This window comes from Herbaspirillum sp. DW155, from assembly GCF_037076565.1.
Classification (GTDB): domain Bacteria; phylum Pseudomonadota; class Gammaproteobacteria; order Burkholderiales; family Burkholderiaceae_D; genus Herbaspirillum.
Genome location: NZ_AP029028.1, coordinates 1,028,706 through 1,045,474, shown reverse-complemented (window position 1 = coordinate 1,045,474; position 16,769 = coordinate 1,028,706). Strand labels below are relative to the sequence as shown.

At 62.5% G+C, this 16,769-nt stretch carries 15 protein-coding genes; 9 read left to right on the top strand and 6 right to left on the bottom strand.

Annotation, left to right across the window (positions count from 1 at the left end; genetic code table 11):
• Positions 1-22 precede the first annotated feature (22 nt).
• From fahA to AACH55_RS04715, 3 genes are read right to left on the bottom strand one after another with little or no spacing between them, the layout of a single operon-like run.
• A complete protein-coding gene (gene fahA / locus AACH55_RS04725; protein ID WP_338718277.1) occupies positions 23-1,369 on the bottom strand; it encodes a fumarylacetoacetase in 1,347 nt (448 codons plus the stop codon).
• On the bottom strand, positions 1,366-2,703 hold the full coding sequence (hmgA, locus tag AACH55_RS04720; RefSeq protein ID WP_338718276.1) for a homogentisate 1,2-dioxygenase: 1,338 nt from the start codon (positions 2,701-2,703) through the stop codon (positions 1,366-1,368). The genes fahA and hmgA overlap by 4 nt, the downstream gene beginning before the upstream one ends.
• Positions 2,700-4,043 carry an MFS transporter gene (locus AACH55_RS04715; RefSeq protein ID WP_338718275.1) on the bottom strand — a complete coding sequence of 448 codons (1,344 nt, stop codon included), beginning with the start codon at positions 4,041-4,043 and terminating at the stop codon, positions 2,700-2,702. The genes hmgA and AACH55_RS04715 overlap by 4 nt, the downstream gene beginning before the upstream one ends.
• A 235-nt stretch (positions 4,044-4,278) precedes the next feature.
• On the opposite strand from AACH55_RS04715, the gene AACH55_RS04710 reads away from it, so the two are divergent.
• Together AACH55_RS04710 and AACH55_RS04705 are read left to right on the top strand one after the other, a co-directional pair.
• A complete protein-coding gene (locus AACH55_RS04710) occupies positions 4,279-5,193 on the top strand; it encodes a LysR family transcriptional regulator (RefSeq protein ID WP_338718274.1) in 915 nt (304 codons plus the stop codon).
• 32 nt (positions 5,194-5,225) lie between these two features.
• Positions 5,226-6,059, top strand: a complete 834-nt coding sequence (locus tag AACH55_RS04705; protein ID WP_338718273.1) for an alpha/beta hydrolase — start codon at positions 5,226-5,228, stop codon at positions 6,057-6,059.
• Here the strand turns inward: AACH55_RS04705 and AACH55_RS04700 are convergent, their stop codons facing one another.
• Positions 6,060-6,437, bottom strand: coding sequence for an XRE family transcriptional regulator (locus tag AACH55_RS04700; RefSeq protein ID WP_338718272.1), 378 nt, complete (start codon positions 6,435-6,437; stop codon positions 6,060-6,062).
• Positions 6,421-6,795, bottom strand: a complete 375-nt coding sequence (locus AACH55_RS04695; protein WP_338718271.1) for a type II toxin-antitoxin system RelE/ParE family toxin — start codon at positions 6,793-6,795, stop codon at positions 6,421-6,423. Before AACH55_RS04695 ends, AACH55_RS04700 begins: the two co-directional genes overlap by 17 nt.
• 313 nt (positions 6,796-7,108) lie before the next feature.
• Between AACH55_RS04695 and AACH55_RS04690 the strand changes: the two genes are divergently transcribed.
• The 3 genes from AACH55_RS04690 (at position 7,109) to AACH55_RS04680 (ending at position 12,273) form a co-directional block, all read left to right on the top strand.
• The gene (locus tag AACH55_RS04690) at positions 7,109-9,658 is read left to right on the top strand and encodes a sulfite reductase flavoprotein subunit alpha (protein ID WP_338718270.1); all 2,550 of its coding nucleotides are present in this window, start codon (positions 7,109-7,111) and stop codon (positions 9,656-9,658) included.
• A 219-nt stretch (positions 9,659-9,877) separates the two neighbouring features.
• Positions 9,878-11,296, top strand: coding sequence for a cardiolipin synthase (cls, locus tag AACH55_RS04685; protein WP_338718269.1), 1,419 nt, complete (start codon positions 9,878-9,880; stop codon positions 11,294-11,296).
• A gap of 113 nt (positions 11,297-11,409) precedes the next feature.
• Positions 11,410-12,273 carry a hypothetical protein gene (locus tag AACH55_RS04680; protein WP_338718268.1) on the top strand — a complete coding sequence of 288 codons (864 nt, stop codon included), beginning with the start codon at positions 11,410-11,412 and terminating at the stop codon, positions 12,271-12,273.
• Between the two features lie 130 nt (positions 12,274-12,403).
• On the opposite strand, the gene AACH55_RS04675 is transcribed toward AACH55_RS04680, so the two are convergent.
• Positions 12,404-12,718, bottom strand: a complete 315-nt coding sequence (locus tag AACH55_RS04675) for a c-type cytochrome (protein WP_338718267.1) — start codon at positions 12,716-12,718, stop codon at positions 12,404-12,406.
• A gap of 228 nt (positions 12,719-12,946) precedes the next feature.
• Here AACH55_RS04675 and AACH55_RS04670 point away from each other — a divergent pair, with 228 nt between their 5' ends.
• The 4 genes from AACH55_RS04670 to AACH55_RS04655 all read left to right on the top strand — a co-directional run bounded on the left by AACH55_RS04670 (position 12,947) and on the right by AACH55_RS04655 (position 16,394).
• Positions 12,947-13,849, top strand: coding sequence for a LysR family transcriptional regulator (locus AACH55_RS04670; RefSeq protein ID WP_338718266.1), 903 nt, complete (start codon positions 12,947-12,949; stop codon positions 13,847-13,849).
• 88 nt (positions 13,850-13,937) lie between these two features.
• The gene (gene lgt, locus AACH55_RS04665; protein WP_338718265.1) at positions 13,938-14,774 is read left to right on the top strand and encodes a prolipoprotein diacylglyceryl transferase; all 837 of its coding nucleotides are present in this window, start codon (positions 13,938-13,940) and stop codon (positions 14,772-14,774) included.
• Positions 14,775-15,048: 274 nt separating this feature from the next.
• Positions 15,049-15,618 (top strand): PAAR domain-containing protein, encoded by a 570-nt coding sequence (locus tag AACH55_RS04660; RefSeq protein ID WP_338718264.1) that lies wholly within the window; start codon positions 15,049-15,051, stop codon positions 15,616-15,618.
• A complete protein-coding gene (locus AACH55_RS04655) occupies positions 15,615-16,394 on the top strand; it encodes a peptidoglycan recognition family protein (protein WP_338718263.1) in 780 nt (259 codons plus the stop codon). Before AACH55_RS04660 ends, AACH55_RS04655 begins: the two co-directional genes overlap by 4 nt.
• The last annotated feature ends 375 nt before the right edge of the window (positions 16,395-16,769 follow it).

Genomic DNA, 16,769 nt, shown 5'->3' with positions numbered 1-16,769 from the left:
GACGGGGAACTGAAAGACCGAATCAGGCCAGGCTGCGCGCCGGCAGCACGGTACCGGCCGCTTCGCCGAAGCCGATGTCGGGCAGACCGTCGCGCCGTGCCACGGCACGCAGGATGATGGTATCGCCATCCTCCAGGAACACACGCTTCTCGCCATTGGCCAGCGTCAGCGGCGTCTTGCCGCCGAAGCTCAGTTCCAGCAGCGAACCGGCCTGATCCGGCGTCGGACCGGACAGGGTACCCGAACCGAAAAAGTCACCCGGACGCAGGTTGCAGCCATTGACCGTGTGGTGCGTGACCAGCTGCGCCACGGTCCAGTAGGCATCACGATAGTTGCCCCGCGAGAGCCGCTGCGGTGCGCTGCCGGCTTGGCGCATGGCGGCGGTCTGGATCAGCACTTCCAGTTCGATATCGAAGGCGCCGCTCTCGCGCAGGGTCGGCGCATCCAGGTAAGGCAGCGGTTGCGGGTCGTCGGCCGGGCGCGTCCATGCGCAGCGGTACGGCGCCAGTGCTTCCAGCGTGACGATCCAGGGCGAGATGGTGGACGCAAAGCTCTTCGAGAGGAAGGGGCCGAGCGGCTGGTATTCCCACGCCTGCACATCGCGCGCGGACCAGTCGTTCAACAGGCACAGGCCGAACACCTTGTCCTCGGCCTGCTGCATCGGTACCGGCTCGCCCAATGCATTGCCGCCGCCGATGAAGATGCCCAGCTCCAGTTCGTAATCCAGTCGCTTGCAGGGACCGAAGGTGGGGAGATCCGCATCGGGTGCCTTGGTCTGGCCCACCGGACGACGGAACTGCTGGCCCGAGATCGCGATGGAAGACGCACGGCCGTGATAGCCGATCGGCACCCACTTGTAGTTGGGCAGCAGCGGATTGTCCGGACGGAACAGCTTGCCTACGGTAGTGGCGTGGTGGATGGAGGTGTAGAAGTCGGTGTAGTCGCCGATGGCGGCCGGCACCTCGTACTGGGCCTGGGCCTGCGGCACCAGGCAGGCGGCCAGTTCGGTCTGGTGCGCCGAAGCACTGCGCAGCAGACGCGAGAGCGCCAGGCGCAGCGCCGACCACGCGGCCGGGTCCAGCGCCATCAGGGCATTGAGGGTGCTGCCGCTGCAGGCTGCGTGAGCCGCTGCGCGCGTGGCCTCGTCGAAGCCCGAGAAGGCGCCCGCCGCCTGGGCGGCCGGCAGGTCCAGAATCTGGTCGCCGATGGCTACGCCTGCGCGGTATGCCTCTTCACTGCCGGCGCGGCGAAACACGCCGTAAGGCAGGTTCTGGATGGGGAAGCTGCAGTTTTCTGCATTGGCACTGTCAACCCAGCTACGCAGGGCGGGATCGTGGGTTTCGTTCAGTTTCAGACTAGGCAGGCTCATGCGCGCTCCGGGTTGAAGTTCTTCTGGATGCCCAGCCAGCAATCCTGATAGTCGCGCTGCAAGGTCGGCGCAGCCAGGGCGTGGCGGGTCGGGCAAAGGATGTTGCGGGTCTCGAACATGAAGGCCATGGTGTGATCGACCTTGTTCGGCTTGCTGGTATCGATGCGGCTGGCCTTCTCGAAGGTGGCCGCGTCCGGTCCGTGGCCGCTCATGCAATTATGCAGGCTGCCACCGCCGGGCACAAAGCCGCCGCCTTCCTTGGCATCGTACTGGCCGGTGATCAGGCCCATGTATTCGCTGGCCACGTTGCGGTGGAACCAGGGTGGACGGAAAGTGTGTTCAGCGGCCAGCCAGCGCGGCGGGAAGATAACGAAGTCGATGGTGTCCACGCCCGGTGTATCGCTTTGCGACTGCAGCACCAGGAAGATCGACGGATCGGGATGGTCGTAGCTGATCGAGCCGATGGTATTGAAGTGGCGCAGGTCGTACTTGTAGGGCGCGTAGTTGCCATGCCAGGCCACCACGTCCAGCGGCGAGTGGCCGATCCTGGCCTGCCACAGGTTGCCGCCGAACTTGGCGATGAGCTGGAAGTCGCCCTCGCGGTCTTCGTACCAGGCGTGCGGCGTGGCGAAATCGCGCGGGTTGGCCAGGCCGTTGGAACCCAGCGGCCCGAGATCAGGCAGGCGCAGCAGCGCGCCGAAATTTTCGCAGATATAGCCGCGCGCCTCGCCATCCGGCAAGCGCACCTGGAAGCGCACGCCGCGCGGGATGACGGCGATCTCCTGCGGTTCGATATCCATCACGCCCAGCTCGGTACGCAATTGCAGACGGCCCAGCTGCGGCACGATCAGCAGTTCGCCATCGGCCGAATAGAAAAAGCGATCAGTCATCGAGCAATTGGCCGCATACAAATGGATGGCGCAACCACTCTGCGCCTGCGGCGAACCATTGCCGGCCATGGTGACCAGCCCTTCGATGAAATCGGTGGGCACCGTCGGCATGGGCAGCGGGTCCCAGCGCAACTGATTGGGCGGCGCGGCCACCTCGTCGAAGTGGCTCACCAGCAGGCCGCGCTCCATCGGTTCGAAGGGATGATGCACCGCCGCCGGACGGATGCGATACAGCCAGGACCGGCGGTTGTGACTACGCGGCGCGGTGAAGGCGGTACCGGAAATCTGTTCGGCATACAGCCCATAGGCCACCTGCTGCGGCGAATTCTGGTGCGCCGGCAAGGCACCCGGCAGCGCCTCGGTGGCGAACTCGTTGCCGAAGCCGGACTGGTAGCCGCGCGTATGCACGTGATGGCTGACGGAAGAATCGGTGATGGCATTCATGCGGACACTCCTCGGGAAGTACGATGCAAACGGGCAATGGTCAGTGCCGAGACCAGCGCCGGCACGGACGCAGCGATGAACAGCGACGCATTGCTCCACTGCAGTGCGATCAGTTGGCCACCGATGACCGGGCCGACCACCGAGCCGATGCGGCCGATGCCCAGCGCCCAGCCGATGCCGGTGGAACGCAGCGTGGTCGGATAGAACGTGCCGGCCAGCGCATTGACGGCCGGCTGGCCACCCACGATACAAAAGCCCGCCACGATCACCGCCACGAACAGCAGGACCGGCATGGCGGCCACCTTGCCGATCAGCGCAATGGACACGCAGGCCAGCAGGAAGCAGGTGCCCAGCACGCGGGTGAAACCAAAGCGGTTGATGAAGCGGCCCAGGCTGAGCGTGCCAACCACACCACCCACTTGCAGCGAAGTACCGATCAGCACGGCCATGCTGGTGGAATAACCGGCATCGCGGATCAGCGTGGGCAACCAGTTGGAGAGGAAATACAGATTGATCAGGTTCATGAAGCTGATCAGCCACAGCAGCACCGTGACGCCCGCGCGGCCATCGCGGAACAGGGCCGCCACCGGCATGCCCTCGGCCTTGGTTTCCTTGACCACGACCTCGGTCTTGTCATCGATGTGGATGGCAGGGTCGAGCTTGCGCAGCCAGCGCGCTACCTGTGAACGCGGCCGACGATGCAGCACCAGGAACTGGATCGATTCTGGCAGCCACACCAGCATCGCCAGGCCCAGCACCAGCGGCACCGCGCCGCCGACCCAGAAGACTGCATGCCAGCCGTGCGCCGGGATCAGCGCGGCGCTGACGAAACCACCGGCGGCAGCACCGACGGTGAAGCCGCAGGACACCAGCATCATGCGCGTGACGCGAGAGGATTGCGGGCTGAATTCACCGACCAGCGCCATCGCGTTGGGCATGATGCTGCCCAGGCCGAAGCCGGTGATGAAGCGCACGATCAGCAGCTGATCAATGGTGGTGACCAGCGGCGTAGCCAGCATGCAGGCCGCAAAGAAAAGCGTGGAGGCGATCAGCACCGGGCGGCGGCCATAACGGTCACCCACCGGGGTCAGCACCAGCGAGCCCAACAGCATGCCGAACAGGCCGGCGCCGAACACCGGCCCCAGGCTGGCCTTGCTCACGCCCCAATCGGCGATGATGGCCGGGGCCACGTAGCCCATGGCCTGCACATCAAAACCATCGATGATCAGGCACAGGCCGCACAGCAGCAGCAGGCTGAACTGGAAAGGACCGAACCGGCCCTGCTCCACCACCTGGTCCACATGGACCGTGGGGAGCGCGCCACTTGCGTGGGTACTCATCATTTTCTCCTCGTCTGTCTTTACGTTTTTTTAGTTATGTTGGCTGCTATCCCTGCGCCCATGAGGCTGACAATACGGGGATGGCAGGTCTCCCGGCCGTCTGCGCGGTCAGGTCTTGTCGCGACGTCACTGTAGTGCAATCGACAGTCTTTTACGATATAAATACGAAAATACGATCCATTCATTTCATGAATATTGCAGCGCACGCACACCGGCTGAGCTGCTGACCCCGACCATGGCCCTCATCGAACCGCGCGACATCGACCTCAATCTGCTGGTGGTCTTCCAGGAGGTTTTCCAGGAACGCCAGATCTCCTCGGTGGCCCGCCGGCTGGGGCTGTCGCAGCCGGCGGTGTCCAATGCGCTGGCGCGGCTGCGGCGCAGCTTCGGCGATGAACTGTTCGTGCGCACGGCACAAGGCATGCAGCCCACACCCTTTGCCGAGCAGGTGGCCGAGCCGGTGGCTGCGGCGCTGCAGCAGGTGGCGCGTGCTCTCAACCTGCAGGAAGGCTTTGTTCCGCAAAGCAGCGAGCGCGTCTTTACCATCGCCATGACCGATGTGGGTGAGGTGTATTTCATGCCGCGCCTGATCGAGGCCTGTGCCGAGGTGGCGCCGGGTGTGCGTATTTCGACCGTGCGCGCTGGCGCCATCGATCTCAAGAGCGAGATGGAAGCCGGCCGGGTGGACCTGGCCATCGGTGCCTTCGACAACCTCTCCGAGGCGCTCTATCAGCGGCGCCTGTTCCGTCAGGAATACGTGAGCATGTTCCGCATCGGCCATGCGCTGGACAAGCGCGGCGAGGTCAGCCTGAAAGAATTCCTGGCGGCCGAGCATCTGATGGTGTCCTCGCAGGAAAGTCCTTACGACCGCATCAACCAGAACCTGGAAAAAGCCGGCATCCTGCCCAGCGTGCGCTTCAGGGTGCCGCATTTCACGGCCGTGCCCTACATCGTCAGCACCACGGCGCTGGTGGTGACGGTGCCGCGCAAGCTGGCCGAGAGTGCCGCCGCGCCGTTCGGCTTACGGTGCATCAAGCCGCCGCTGCGCCTGCCGGCGCTGCAGACCAACATGTTCTGGCATCGCCGCTACAATCAGGACGAGGGCAATGTCTGGCTGCGCAACCTGATCTCGACGCATTTCGCCGAATGACTACTAGCCCCGCAAGGCAAGGGAGAAGAGAGATGAACATCTACCGCGACTATGACCGCGAAGCCCTCGACCAGCAGTACAACGTACGGCTGCGCATCAGCGATTTCCAGACCTGGTTCGACCGCTTCGCGCGCGCAGGAGAAGCTGCACGGCAAGCGCATCCCCATCTGGCCGACCTGCCCTATGGCGAAGAGGCGCTGCAGACCCTGGACTTCTTCCCCGGACGCAGCAATGGGCGGCCGTTACTGGTGTTCATCCATGGCGGCTACTGGCGTTCGCTGGACAAGCACCAGTTCAGCCAGATCGCCCTGCCCTACCTGGCCCAGGACATCAACGTGGCCCTGCTCAATTACCGCCTGGCACCGCAGGTGCGCATGGGTGACATCGCTGCCGATTGTGGACGTGCATTGCGCATGCTCTACGGCAAGGCAGCCGCGCTGCGCTTCGATCCGGATGCCATCTGGCTCATGGGCCATTCCGCCGGTGCGCATCTGGCGGCGCTGATCGCCTCGCTGGGCGCGGCCCCGGTGCGCGGCGTGTGCGGCATCAGCGGCATCTATGACCTGGAACCGGTACGCCTGTCCTATCTCAACGAGGTACTGCACCTGTCGCCCTCGGACGCCCAGCAGGCCAGCCCGCAGCTGCTGGCCATGCCCAATGGCGTGCAGGCGCTGCTGTGCGCGGGGGAACTGGAGTCGGCCGAATTCCTGCGCCAGCGCGACCTCTACGCCGCCACGCTGCGCCAGTCAGGCCATGCCGTGGAAGTGGTGCCGCTGCCGCAGCAGCATCACCTGAGCGTGGTGGATGTGGCTGCGGATGCGCACAGTGTGCTGACGCGGACGATGATCAAGATGATGCTGGCCTGATCAGGCCTTGCGTGCCCGGCGCAGACTGGCACGCGGCTTTTCTGATACGGCAATGGGGCTGCGTCGTACTTTTACCGGTTCAGGCGTCAGGTCGAAGGTCTTGTTGCCCGGGAAAGTGGCGGTCAACACCAGCTGTCCACCCAGGCCGCGTACGAAATCCATGACGGAGCTCACCAGCAGATCATCCCGGTTTTCCATTTTCGAGATGGCAGCTTGTTGCACCTGCAGGCTGGATGCGAGGTCGGCCTGCGTCACTTTCAGACTCTTGCGCAGCGCCTGCAACTTGATGCTGGTCTGCAGGGACTCCGTTCTGGCCTGAGCCTGCATGCGCGCTTGCGGCCGCATGCCGGCGCGCAGTTCGCTAAATTTCCTTGCCATGATGGATCGCCTCCTTCGTCAATGTCTCGAGATGAATGTCGTAGAGCTTGTCCGCAAGCGGGACATACTGCTCGTACCACCGCTGGTTTCCCGTCTTGTCGCCGCCGATCAGAAGAATGGCATGTCTGAACGGATCAAATGCATAGAGCACCCGATAGGGCCTTCCTGCATGCTGGACCCGCAGCTCTCTCATATGTGCGTGCCGGGAACCAAGAATTCCGGAACAGTATGGGTATCGAAGAGCAGTACCGTTTTTCTCCAGCAGGCCAACGTAGGCGTCGACCGATATCTGCTCTGCTTCGTCAAGCTGTTCCCACCAGTGTCCGAATTCATCGGTGTATTCTACCTCGCATTGCATGCGATATTCCTCCAAAGGCATATTCCGTTAAAAGAATTTTTAAAGGATCGCAGGAGCGTTTTCAGACCAATACAGCTCCTGGCGTGGCTGGCCAGAGTAGCCAGTCCCGCCGGAAAATCTTTTGCCGTTGGAAAATTCGCAGGAAAACTCGAAGGCTTTTGTGTACCGGTAGTTACAACGCCCCACCCGAGACAACAATAAGAATCATTTTCATCTGAACTATAATAGCGGCCTGACCCGCCAGCCGCCCCATCGCAGCCCGGCAAACAAAACCAACGAGGCGCACGCGCGCCCACCGCCGCCCTACTGACACATGTTCAAGAAGATCTGGTTCCAGTTGCACTGGTTCATCGGCATCACTGCCGGCACCCTGTTGATGACCATCGGCGTGACCGGCGCCATCCTGTCTTTCCGCGAGGAAATCATGGACGCGCTCAGCCCCGGCGTGATGCACGTCCAGGTGCGCCAGCAAGCCACGCTCACGCCTCAGCAACTGCTGGACAAGCTGCATGAGGCCGAACCCGCGCGGCGCGTCACCGTCCTGACCCTCAACAACGAAGCGGGTACCTCGGCGCGCGTGGTGTTTGCGCCGCCTGCGGGGATGCGACGCGGTGAAGCGCGCTACGTCGATCCCTATACCGGCACACTGCTGCCGCCGGTGACGGGCGCGGCCTTTTTTGAATTCATCGAACACTTCCACCGCTGGCTGCTGCTGCCCACCGAGATCGGCAAGATCACCCTGGGCACTCTGGCGCTGGCCCTGCTGATGCTGGCGCTGTCGGGCCTGTACCTGCGCTGGCCGCGCCGCCCGCTGTCGCTGCGAGCCTGGCTACGACTGGACTTCCAGTTGCAGGGGCGCTCCTTCCTGTGGAACCTGCATTCGGTCATCGGCACCTGGTCGCTGGTGATCTACGTCATCTTCTCCATCACCGGCGCCTACTGGGCGCTGGACTGGTTCAAGGACGGCGTGAACACGCTGGCCGGCGAGAGCCGCCGCCCGCCCATGCAACGCAGCGAAGGCAAGAAGAAGCCGGCGGCAGACGAGGCCGTGCCGCTGGACCTGACCCTGGCCTGGAACACCTTCCTCGCCAAGGCACCGGATTACCAGAGCGCCCAGCTGCGCCTGCCGGAACAGGGAACGCAGCCGCTGCAGATTTTCTTCCTCGATCACGACGCGCCCCATGAGCGCGCACGCGGCCGCATGGTGGTGCTGCCGCAAAGCGGCGATATCCGCCAGCTGGAACGCTACGAAGACAAGAGCAACGGCGGCAAGCTCATCGCCGCCATCTACCCGCTGCACATGGGCACTTACTTCGGCCTGCCGGGCCGCATCATCATGGCCATCGCCAGCCTGATGATGCCGCTCTTCGGCATCACCGGCTGGATGCTCTACCTCGACCGCCGCCGCAAGAAAGCCGCGCTGCGCGCCCAACGCGCCCACCTGGACGGAACGGCCACGGCCACCGGGGGCGAGCCGGTGCTGGTAGCCTACGCCTCGCAGACCGGTCAGGCCGAACGCATCGCCCTGCATACCGCCGCCGCCCTGCGCCGCAGCGGCGTGGCCGTGCATCTGCAATCGTTGGCGCAGAGCACGCCGGAAAGTCTGCGCCATCATCGCCGCATCCTCTTCATCGCCAGTACCTTCGGCGAAGGTGATGCGCCCGACAGCGCGCGCGGCTTCGAAAAACGCCTGCGCCGCGCGGCCGGACAATCGCTGGCCCACCTGCACTACGCCATCCTGGCCCTGGGCGACCGCCATTACGCGCAATTCTGTGGCTTCGGCCATACGCTCGACCACGGCCTGCGCCAGTGCGGCGCCAAACCGCTGTTCCCGCTGGTGGAGGTAGACCGCATGGCCGGCAGCGCCCTGCGCAAATGGGAAAGCGAACTGGCAGCCCACGGCCTGCAGGCCAGCGTGAGCGACATCCTGCCCACCACTGCCCCCGCGTGGCAGTCATGGACGCTGACACGCCGCGTGCTCATGAATCCCGGCAGCCAGGGTGGACCGCTGTATCACCTGGAATTGCAGGCGGCCGACGGCAGCAGTCCCGTCTGGCAGGCCGGCGCATTGGTGGAAATCCTGCCGCGCCACGCCCCGGACCGCATCGCCCTGTTGCTGCAGCGCCTGCAACTGGATGGCAGCGTCATCGTGAAACACCAGGGCCGCGAACGCACGCTGGCCGAAGTGCTGGCCGGCAGCATCCTGCCGCCGCATCCCGAGCGCCAGGCACAGGCCCTGGCCGACCAGTTGCAGCCGCTGGCGCCGCGTTCGTATTCGGTGGCCTCGGTGCCGCAGGATGGCGCCGTGCATCTGCTGGTGCGTCAGGTCCAGCATGAAGATGGACTCGGCCTGGCCTCGGGCTGGCTGACCGAATTCGCCCCCATCGATACCACCGTGCAATTGCGCCTGATCGACAATGCCAGCTTCGCACCGGTGCCTGCCACGACCCCGGCCATCTTCATCGGCAATGGCTCGGGCCTGGCCGGACTGCGCGGCCATCTGCGTGCGCGCATGCAGGATGCACAGACGCCCTCACGCAACTGGCTGCTCTTCGGAGAACGTAACGGATGTTACGATTTTCTCTATCGCGAAGAATTGCAGGTCTGGCTGGAACAAGGCCGGCTCACGCGTCTGGACCTGGCCTTCTCGCGCGATCAGGCCCAGCGCATCTATGTGCAGGACCGCCTGCGCGAGGCCGCGGATGAATTGCGCCAATGGCTGGACCAGGGCGCCGTCCTCTACGTCTGCGGCAGTCTCGATGGCATGGCCGCTGGGGTGGATGCGGTCCTGACGGACCTGCTGGGCGAGTCCGGCCTGCAGGCTCTGATCGAACAGAACCGCTACCGCCGCGATGTCTATTGACCCGCTCTGCCGCAGGGGCAGCGGTCCCCTCCGGCAAGGAGGCAACACCCTCTTGCCCCGCCTGTAGGCAGCTCCCGCTTTCCTCTGTAGGACAGTTCCGATTCGTGCCTGCGGCTGCGCAATGACCGTGCGGCCGGGCATATACTCGACCGCACAGCGTTGCCTGCCGACGCCGGACACAGGCACAGGTCCATGGCAGCGCCCAACCGGAACCCTTCCATGACCGACAAGACAACGCACCTGAAGAGCTGGTCCGCCGCCTGGCTCCTGTTGTTGCTGAGCTCCCTGCTGCTGGCGGCCTGCAGCTCGCTGCCCACCATCGTGCCCGACATGGACACGCAATCGGCCCGCACCATCCAGATGAAGGGCGGACGCGGCGTGCTCTCGGAAGCGCAGGCCAAGGCCGTGCTCGACAAGCTGCGCGCCCGCAACGCCGACAACACCCTGCTGGACCGCCACGTGGCCATCGAAAGCGCCATCACCGGCTCGCCCCTGGTGACCGGCAACAAGGTCACGCTGCTCATCGACGGTCCGGCCACCTATGCCTCTATGCAGCAGGCCATCCAGGCAGCGCGCTATCACATCAACATGGAAACCTACATCATGGAAGACGATGAGGTCGGGCACCAGTTTGCCGACCTGCTCATCGCCATGCAGAAGAAGGGCGTCCAGGTCAACCTGATGTACGACAGCGTGGGCGCCCTCAATACCCCGCGGGAATTCTTCCAGCCCATGATCGATGCCGGCATCCACGTGCTGGAATACAACCCCATCAATCCGACCCAGGTGCGCAAGGATTGGGAAGTCAACCAGCGCGATCACCGCAAGCTGCTGGTAGTCGACGGCAAGACCGCCTTCGTGGGCGGCATCAACATCAGCAGCGTCTATTCCAGCGGCTCCTTCAGCACCCGCAAGAAAAAACCGCGCGTGAACAAGGAGGGTGAGCAGATCCCCTGGCGCGATACGCAGGTGCGCATCGATGGTCCGGTGGCGCTGGAATTCCAGAAGCTCTTCATCGACACCTGGACCAAACAGCGCGGGCCTGAGCTAGGCGACCACCGCTACTTCCCGCCCGTGGCCGCAGCGGGCAACGAGATCGTGCGCGCCATCGGCAGTTCGCCCGACGATCCCTACAGCGTCATCTATGCCACCTTCATCTCGGCCATCCAGCATGCGGAAAGCTCGATCTACCTGACCAACGCCTATTTCGTGCCCGACCCGCAACTGCGTGATTCGCTCAAGAATGCGGCCAGGCGCGGCGTGGACGTGCGCCTGATCCTGCCTTCGCACAGCGATTCCTCGCTGGTGCTGTATGCCTCGCGTTCCTTCTACAGCGAACTGCTGGAGGCCGGCATCCGCATCTACGAACGCCAGGATGCGCTGCTGCATTCCAAGACCGCCTTGATCGATGGCGTCTGGTCCACCATCGGCTCGACCAACCTCGACTGGCGCAGCTTCGTCTACAACCAGGAAATCAATGCCGTCATCCTGAGCCCGCAATTCGGCGTGCAGATGAAAAGCATGTTCGACCGGGATCTTGGCGCCTCCAGGGAGATCACAAAGGAACAATGGGACCAGCGGCCGGTTAGCGAGCGCATGAAGGAATTTGGCGCCAGCGTGTGGTCCCGCCTGCTGTGAGCGGGATGGAATGATGAAACAAGTGAACGATAGAGCTGATTTTTGAAGAGGAGTCCGGCGTGCGATCCACCTTGTCCCGCTTGTGCTTGTACTTGTGCCTGTGCCTGCGTCTCATGCCTGCCGCCCTGGCGCTGGTGGCCTGCAGCTGGGCGCAGGCGCAAACCCAGACCGGCGCAGCGGCCATGAAGAGCCGCCATGAGGAGCTGCAGGGCGAACTCGGCAGCAACGCCTACCACCGCCCGCTCTACCTGAATTCACGCGAGGACGGCAGCACCGTCAAGGGCGACATCTACGCCGTGCTCGACTATCCCTTCGCCCGGGTGCGCAGCTCGCTGGACGGTCCCGAACACTGGTGCGACATCCTGATCCTGCACCTCAACACCAAGTACTGCCGGCTGCTGCGCGAAGGCGACAAGACCACGCTGCGCATGCAGGTCGGCAAGAAGAGCGAGCAGGAACTCGACGATACCTATCGCGTGGACCTGCGCTACCACGGCGGTATCAGCGCAGCGGACTATTTCTCGTCCTCGATGCTGGCCGACAAGGGGCCGCTGGACACCTCCAACTACCGCATCGAGATCGAAGCCATCCCGCTGGACGGCGAGCGCTCCTTCCTGCATTTCAGCTATGCCTATTCCTATGGCATGGCCAGCAGGCTGGCGCTGCGCGCCTACCTCATGACGGTGGGCCGCGACAAGGTGGGCTTCAGCATCGTCAGGCGCGAAGCCAACGGACAGCCGCAATACGTCTCGGGCAGCCGCGCCACGGTGGAGCGCAATACCATGCGTTACTACCTGGCCATCGATGCCTATCTCGCCGCTCTGGACGCCCCGCCTGCAGAGCGCCTGGAGAAGCGGCTGACGACCTGGTATGGTGCGACCGAACAGTATCCTCGCCAGTTGCATGAGGTCAGCCGCGAGGAATATCTCTCCATGAAGCGCAAGGAAGTGGCGCGGCAGCAGAGAACCAGCAATTGAATGAGTGGGCCAGCATAGCTTGAGCAGGAGACCTCACCACCCGTTCGGCCTGAGTAGCGGCATCGCCGCGTGGGGAAGAAAAAGAAAAAGGAGACCTCGGCCTCCTTTTTTCATTGCGTATGATTCACGCTCACTTCAGGCTCAACACCCACTTCACCAGCTGATGCGCTTCAGCCTCGGTCACCTGGCCCTTGTTGGCCGGCATGGCCACCGCGCCCCATGCGCCGCTACCGCCTTCGAGCACTTTCTTGACCAGCTTGGCTTCGGCATCCTTCTGGCCGGCATATCTCTTGGCCACTTCCTTGTAGGCGGGGCCGACGATCTTGGCATCCACCGAGTGGCAGGCCATGCAATTCTTGGATTTGGCCAACTGCTCACTGGCCATGGCTTGGGCCGACAGGGCCGATCCGGCCATCAGGGTGGCGATCAACAACAGGGTTTTCATTAGGGCTCCTCAGCAAGCGGTGAACGGACTGGCCTGCGGCAGCATTCTCCAGGCGCTTCACAGGCGGGGCTATTCTACCCGCCTTCGCAGCGCGCCCTCTATGGGGCTTGGCCTATATCTGTCATAGATCAAATTCCATGACAGAAATATCACCTCTTCACCGCCTTGTCGCTCCTGCGGGCCGGGGATATCATGGACGCCCGACTCATTCGGATCCGCTATCAGTCCATGTCCGACCACCCCCGCCTGGAATTGCGCCAACTGCGCTACTTTGCCGCCGTCGCCGAAGAAAAGCACTTCGGCCGCGCCGCTGCGCGCCTGCACATGACCCAGCCGCCGCTGTCGCAGACCATCGCCGCGCTGGAAGAACAACTGGGCACGCCCCTGTTCCAGCGCACCAAGCGCAGCGTGGCGCTCACACCGGCCGGCCAGGCCCTGCTGCCGGAGGTGCAGCGCATCCTGCAACAGGCGGCCGCCCTGCCCGATCTGGCCCGGCGCGCGGCCAGCGGGGCGTCGGGACTTTTATCGCTTTCCTTCATTTCCAGCGCCGACTACAGCATCCTGCCTCCGCTGCTGCAGCGCTTCCGGGCGCGTTATCCGCAAGTGCAGATCGAATTGCGCGAGGCCACCACCGATATCCAGCTGGAAGACCTGATGCAGGGCAAGATCGACGCCGGCCTGCTGCTGCCGCCGCTGCCGGAGAAAGCCGCTGCCGTGCTGGACGTACGGCCGGTGCTGTCGGAGCCGCTGATCGCAGCGCTCCCCGAAGGCGCGGTCCGTAAGCGTGGAGCGGTCTCGTTGAAGAGCCTGCGCGAGCTGCCCCTGATCATCTTCCCGCGCCGCATTGCGCCGGCCTTTCATGACACCATCCTGTCGTGCTTTCGCGATGCTGGCGTGACGCCCCACATCGGCCAGGAGGCGATCCAGATGCAGACCATCGTCGGCCTGGTCTCGGCTGGCATGGGAATGGCGCTTGTGCCACAATCCGTGTCGAATCTGAAACGCCCGGGCGTGGACTACCGCCGGCTTTCGGATGCGGCACCGGAGATCCAGACCGGCCTGGCCTGGCGCCGCGACAACCCTTCAGGCGTCTTGCGCGCATTGCTGGACCAGCTGGAGACGCCCACCTGATCCCATCTTGCGGGAATCATTCTGGCGAACTTGCGCAGGCCGCCGCGCTCCAACCGCCGTTCCGCCCAACAACAGAAAGATCAAACTCATGCTCGTCCACCCCATGCCCGACCCGATCGCCATCCACATCGGGCCGCTGGCCGTCCACTGGTACGGCCTCATGTACCTGCTGGCCTTTGCCCAATTCATCGCGCTGGGACGCCTGCGCATCAAGCAGCCGCACATCGCCGCCGTCGGCTGGAAGAAGGAAGACCTCGACGACATGCTCTTCTATGGCGTGCTCGGGGTGGTGCTCGGGGGGCGGCTGGGCGAGATCCTGTTCTACAACCCGGCGTATTACTTTGCGCATCCGGCCGACATGATCGCGGTGTGGAAGGGCGGCATGTCCTTCCACGGCGGCTTCCTCGGGGTGCTGCTGGCGATGTACCTGTGGGGCCGCAAGCGCGGGCGCAACCTGATGGACATCATGGACTTCATCGCGCCCATGGTGCCGCTGGGTTATGCCGCCGGCCGCCTGGGCAACTTCATCAATGCCGAACTGCCGGGCCGACCGGCCGATCCCTCCTTGCCCTGGGCCATGATCTGGCCCAACGTGGACAACATCCCGCGCCATCCTTCGCCGATCTATCAGATGCTGGTCGATGGCATCCTGCTGTTCATCATCCTGTGGATCTTCGCGCGCCATGCCCGTCCGCGCATGGCGGTGGCGGCGATGTTCTCGCTGCTGTATGGCTGCGCGCGCTTCTTCACCGAGTATTTCCGTGTGCCGGATTACGAGGTGCATTTTGGCGGCATCACCATTTCAGCGGGGCAGATGCTGTCGGTGCCGATGATCGTGCTGGGCATTATCCTGCTGGTGCTGGCTTACAAGCTGAAGCAGCAGGCGCAGGGGCCGGTGGAGCAGGGGATGGTGACCAAGGAATAAAGAAGTAAAAGCAGGCAAAGGAAAAGGGCGGGTAGCGAATCAATCGCTCCCGCCCTTTTTCTTGAACTCGAACTTGATGTCACATCCGATGTTTTTCGAAAGTGCTGCCTTTGTTCTCAAGTTGAAGGTCTTTTTCTGGTTGGCGAACCGTACACTCGCGCCTCTGTTCGCATGCTGAAGATCACATGCTGTCCTGAGATTTTGTGATAGCTGCGTTCGCTGATAACCGGAAGGAGCAAGATGAAATACGAGGCATTGGCGGGAGGGCTGCAAATTGGCTAAGCGCCCTATCATTCGCTACGGCGACCGGACCACGCACGGTGGGACCGTCATCAGCGCCGATCATACTTTCGCCATATATGGCAAGTCCGTAGCGCGCAAAGGTGACTTGGTGTCTTGCCCACGCTGCAAAGGAGCATTTCCCATCATCACAGGAGCTCCATCCATGTGGAGCAGCCAGAACATCGCCAGACAGGATGACATCACCTCATGCGGCGCAAAACTGATTGCCAGCCAGAATACCGCGACCATCGACGATGATTCTGAACCTTCCGCGTCGGTTACCGCTGGCCCTGCACCTGCATCCCAAGTCATAGCCCTATCTCCTGATCAGAATCAGGTCTACACAATCAGGTTTCAGGCTCTTGACCCCGAGACTGGACAGCCGGTGCCAAGATGCATTTACATTCTCACGCGTGAAAACGCCACGCAGCATGGCGGGATAACCGACCGTGAGGGCTACACCGAAATTGTCGAGGCCCCGCATCCGGAGCAGATCGGAGTCCACTTCATGTTCAAGTCGCCCAAGGGAGACAACATTGATCGGGAGGACTTGACAGTATGAGCAGCAACTCTCCCGACGATCTCAAGACAGGTACCTTCGACACCTGGACTGCTATGGAAGCCAAGTCGGGAACCGCAACCAAAACGGTACAAGTCAATGTCGATTCCAAAGCTGCGACCAGACAGGCCATCATTGTCGAAATTCGGCGTAAAAAAATTCAATTCAAAACACGGTCCGATTGGAAAGCGAAGGAACCAACGACAAATCCCAAAGCAGACTGGGACTATAAGGCGATTGCAATACACCATGCAGGAAACAGCTATAGTTGTGCGGCCGATGGGGCGACCGAAATGCAAAAGGCGGAAGCCACCGATATCCAATCGTTCGGCAACCTCAGTTACCACTACGCAATCGACTGCCAGGGCGTGATTTACGAAGCGCTTGATCTTCGCTGCCGAGGGGCACACATCGAAGGCGGCAATACCGGCGTGATTGGCATCGTGTTTTTGAGCGATCTGACGGTCCGTGGCGAAGCTGAAAGACATGGACCAGGTGCATGGAACGTCACCAAGAAGCGCGGCGTCATAGCGGGTATCAAAGAATGGTTAGGCGAACAGAAAGATAAGGCAGACGTTACACATGACGAACCAACCGAACAGCAGGTCGAAGCGGCATTCGCATTGATCAAAACCCTACTCCATTTCTTCGAAATCAAGACACTGGGCGGCCACCGAGAGTTTGCGATTACCCATGGCACCAGCCGAGCATGCCCTGGCGTCTACGGGATGATCCTCGTGGAAATGATGCGCCGGGATTTCAATTTGACACCACCATGAGAAGACTACTGTTCAAACTAGTGTTCACCATAGCGACTACGGTCGCGCTATGGCCTTTTATTGGTTTCGAAAAAATCGTCGGGGATCATGAGATGGGGGTTTCTTGGGAGCCGTTCATCAAGCATCGACCTTCTCTACAACTCTACTTTTCCAACCCAGCGTGGAAGGGCCTTGACTTCGTTCCTATTGATGAGCTTTCGCGTTCGGAGCGTTCTGCGTTCAGACTTTTTTGTGAAGTGCGTTTTGGCGAAGCCGACCCCGCAAAGTGCTACACAAGACTAAGAGAGCGGCTAGTCTGACACGGGGCAAATTGATCCGATTCCCTGATGCAAAAACAAAAAGCCCCGGCTGCAAACCGAGGCTTTCCGAATCGAT

What these genes read in the sequence shown, in the direction of transcription:
- fahA (WP_338718277.1), bottom strand. Translation starts at nt 1,369, where the DNA reads ATGAGCCTGCCTAGTCTGAAACTGAACGAAACCCACGATCCCGCCCTG.
- hmgA (WP_338718276.1), bottom strand. Translation starts at nt 2,703, where the DNA reads ATGAATGCCATCACCGATTCTTCCGTCAGCCATCACGTGCATACGCGC.
- AACH55_RS04715 (WP_338718275.1), bottom strand. Translation starts at nt 4,043, where the DNA reads ATGAGTACCCACGCAAGTGGCGCGCTCCCCACGGTCCATGTGGACCAG.
- AACH55_RS04710 (WP_338718274.1), top strand. Translation starts at nt 4,279, where the DNA reads ATGGCCCTCATCGAACCGCGCGACATCGACCTCAATCTGCTGGTGGTC.
- AACH55_RS04705 (WP_338718273.1), top strand. Translation starts at nt 5,226, where the DNA reads ATGAACATCTACCGCGACTATGACCGCGAAGCCCTCGACCAGCAGTAC.
- AACH55_RS04700 (WP_338718272.1), bottom strand. Translation starts at nt 6,437, where the DNA reads ATGGCAAGGAAATTTAGCGAACTGCGCGCCGGCATGCGGCCGCAAGCG.
- AACH55_RS04695 (WP_338718271.1), bottom strand. Translation starts at nt 6,795, where the DNA reads ATGCAATGCGAGGTAGAATACACCGATGAATTCGGACACTGGTGGGAA.
- AACH55_RS04690 (WP_338718270.1), top strand. Translation starts at nt 7,109, where the DNA reads ATGTTCAAGAAGATCTGGTTCCAGTTGCACTGGTTCATCGGCATCACT.
- cls (WP_338718269.1), top strand. Translation starts at nt 9,878, where the DNA reads ATGACCGACAAGACAACGCACCTGAAGAGCTGGTCCGCCGCCTGGCTC.
- AACH55_RS04680 (WP_338718268.1), top strand. Translation starts at nt 11,410, where the DNA reads ATGCCTGCCGCCCTGGCGCTGGTGGCCTGCAGCTGGGCGCAGGCGCAA.
- AACH55_RS04675 (WP_338718267.1), bottom strand. Translation starts at nt 12,718, where the DNA reads ATGAAAACCCTGTTGTTGATCGCCACCCTGATGGCCGGATCGGCCCTG.
- AACH55_RS04670 (WP_338718266.1), top strand. Translation starts at nt 12,947, where the DNA reads ATGTCCGACCACCCCCGCCTGGAATTGCGCCAACTGCGCTACTTTGCC.
- lgt (WP_338718265.1), top strand. Translation starts at nt 13,938, where the DNA reads ATGCTCGTCCACCCCATGCCCGACCCGATCGCCATCCACATCGGGCCG.
- AACH55_RS04655 (WP_338718263.1), top strand. Translation starts at nt 15,615, where the DNA reads ATGAGCAGCAACTCTCCCGACGATCTCAAGACAGGTACCTTCGACACC.